The organism is Micrococcus lylae (assembly GCF_900163825.1).
GTDB classification, from domain to species: Bacteria; Actinomycetota; Actinomycetes; order Actinomycetales; family Micrococcaceae; genus Micrococcus; species Micrococcus lylae.
On the sequence record NZ_FUKP01000016.1, the window covers coordinates 1 to 2,232 of the forward strand.

2 protein-coding genes are annotated in these 2,232 nt (G+C 62.7%); one reads left to right on the forward strand and one right to left on the reverse strand.

Annotation, left to right across the window (positions count from 1 at the left end; all coding sequences use genetic code 11):
* Positions 1–245 precede the first annotated feature (245 nt).
* Positions 246–686, forward strand: a complete 441-nt coding sequence (locus tag FM125_RS02695; RefSeq protein WP_067192460.1) for a Panacea domain-containing protein — start codon at positions 246–248, stop codon at positions 684–686.
* Between the two features lie 947 nt (positions 687–1,633).
* Here FM125_RS02695 and FM125_RS02700 read toward each other — a convergent pair.
* Positions 1,634–1,948: a hypothetical protein gene (locus tag FM125_RS02700; protein WP_087133573.1), complete on the reverse strand. Its 315-nt coding sequence runs from the start codon at positions 1,946–1,948 to the stop codon at positions 1,634–1,636.
* Positions 1,949–2,232: the final 284 nt, after the last annotated feature.

A 2,232-nucleotide genomic window follows, 5' to 3' on the forward strand; every position in this document is an offset into this window, starting at 1 on the left:
CGGTCAGCACTCCTTGATCCTGACGGATCCAGGAGCCACGAAGAAGGTAACGGGGGATGCGGCGAGCGACGCTGGAAACACGATAGCTGCCACTTCCCTGCATGACCGATGAGACTGACAGTTCGACGAACGGAGCGAAGGTGACACGCCGTCGATTTGACATCGTGCAATACGCTTGTAGTGCGAGTACGCGAATAACACGCCAGTTCATCCAGTGCGTGCATCTCCAGGAAGGGAGCAGACCGATGACGACTGCGACGACCGTCCAGGATGTTGCCGCCTACATCCTGGAGAAAAGCGGGCCGATGACGGCTATGAAGCTGCAGAAGCTTTGCTACTACTCTCTCGCTTGGCACATGACATGGGAGGATCGGGCCTTGTTCCCCGAGAGGGTACAGGCTTGGGCGAACGGCCCCGTGATTGTCGATCTCTACGCCAAGCACCGTGGACAGTTCATGCTTGATGCCCCATGGGATTCGGGGGATTCGTCTGCGTTGGATGATGGAGAGCGTTCCTCCATTGATGCGGTGCTGTCAACGTATGGCAAATTCACTGCTTCGCAGCTTAGCGACATGACGCACCGTGAGAAGCCATGGATTGACGCCCGCGCCGGTGTTGCCGAGGGCGCGCGGAGCCGCAACGAGATTACCCTGGGCGCTATCCACGAGTACTACTCCGGGCTCTAAATGGCCCGGCGATCGTCCAAGCGCCCCAAGCGCACCAAGGTTCCCGTTCCTCCCGGAGGCTGGCAGGCCGCCTCGAAGAAGGTTCCAGTCATCTCGGAGGGGCCGCAGGAGGGGAAGGTTCCCCGGCCACTGCACGTCGATAATGAAGAGATTCAGCGGCGTCATCTTGTATGGCGATTCAGTGACGCCGACACAGGCGGTGAATGGCCCATTAGTGCCATTTCCCCCGAGCATATGGCAATGCTGATCTCAAAGATGGCTTCTTTTGAGTCAATGGAGATTGGCGAAATTTTCAAGCCCGGCGCTCAGCTGGGGAAGAAGTATCCGCTAGCCAGCCTCCCCTCGCACACTCTGGCGCGCCTCCGCGATTTGGAGCGCGACGATGAAGACGAAATCGCGCGGTTGCGTTGCACAGGCTCAACTCGCCTTTTTGGGTTCCTCAGGGAACACGTCTTTCATGTGATCTGGTGGGACCCCGAGCACCGTGTATACCCAAGTGCCAAGAAGCATACGTAGATACTGCAAGGGCCGTCCCCCTCGCGGGAGGGTTGGGGCCGTTTGGTGGCTCCGGGACACGGGTGGTGTTCTACTGCCAGGGCTGGACTAGAGAGGTAGTCGCCAGGCCCCTACGGGGCTAGCGGAGCCCTACGGGCCCAGGTCTCCCGGTCCCGCACTCCAGTCGACCCTCCGCCCCCGCTCTGCGACATTCGCCCACGGCAAATAGACCCCCGTGTTTCGGAGCGTCTGTTGCTATGGCCCTGGATACGCCGTCGACTGGAGTTCCCTCGCCCGGCGGTTCGGACGATTCGGGAGGGGTGTCACTGCGCCTGAGTTGATTAGCAGCTCGGTAGGCTTTCCATGCTGGAGGCTCACGCTGTGACCTCGTGCCGCCCACCGGCGTTGCGACGATGGGCAGGGCGCGGCCCCGCGTACCGGGGCCGGAGGCTCTAGGGCACGCCCTGGCCGGAGAAGGTACGCCACAGGGCATGGACCGTGGGGCCGATGACACGGTGCTCACGAGTCGCCCACAGGTCTACAGGCACGTCCTCGCCGGGCAGGTGAACCCGATACGTACCGGAGGCGTCGCAGTGTGTGTGCGCGTGAATGGTGCCGTCCTGGCCGACCATGACTTCGGCGTACATGTCGCCGTGGTGGGCGCGTCCAGTGTCCGCGAGGGGAGCGGGGTCCGTATCGGGGCGCGCGCCGATCTGCGCGAGGACGCGGGCGGCGTCGTCCGTGTAGTAGCCGCCCATTGTCAGCACGCCCCTACAAGGACAGACGGGGTCGAAAGAAGAAAGAAGCCCGCCACCGTGAGCACCACCGATCTGGCGGTGCGGGCGACGGGCTGGAGAATGCCGGGGAGGGTGCGGGTAGGCTGAGACATGACTTCACGCGCTTTCGTGGGGTCCACACCCCCCAGACGGTTGCCGCCGTCGCGGGGGTCTTCTTCTGTCCACCGCCTGACCGGGACGGTCTGCGCCTCACATAATGGGCTCTTCACAATCGAGGGTGTAGACGGGGGGCTCGGGGAAGTGGCGCGTCGATA

Bases quoted from the DNA above. Each gene is read 5' to 3' on its own strand.
- FM125_RS02695 (WP_067192460.1), top strand. From the start codon at position 246: ATGACGACTGCGACGACCGTCCAGGATGTTGCCGCCTACATCCTGGAG.